General features: G+C 71.9%; 1 protein-coding gene. It reads left to right on the forward strand.

Going from position 1 to position 345, the window contains the following annotated elements:
* Window positions 1–345 (forward strand): cadherin-like domain-containing protein (locus tag BV907_RS11245; RefSeq protein WP_139346727.1); only part of this gene is annotated, 345 nt, incomplete at both ends.

Consider the following 345-nt stretch of genomic DNA (forward strand, 5'->3'; position numbering starts at 1 on the left):
GTGACCGCGGCCAACGACGCGCCGACGGCGGTCGACGACGCGTACTCCACGGCGGAGGACACGGCCCTGGTCGAGCCGGCCCCGGGCGTGCTGGGCAACGACACCGACCCGGACGGGGACCCGCTGACCGCGGTCCTGGTGGCCGGGCCGGGCAACGGCACGCTGACGCTCAACGCGGACGGGTCGTTCTCCTACACCCCGAACGCGAACTTCAACGGCACCGACACCTTCACCTACAAGGCCAACGACGGCACCGCTGACTCGAACACGGCCACCGTCACGATCACCGTCACCGCGGCCAACGACGCGCCGACGGCGGTCGACGACGCGTACTCCACGGCGGAG

It is taken from the genome of Sinomonas mesophila (genome assembly GCF_001999765.1).
Taxonomy (GTDB): Bacteria; Actinomycetota; Actinomycetes; order Actinomycetales; family Micrococcaceae; genus Sinomonas; species Sinomonas mesophila.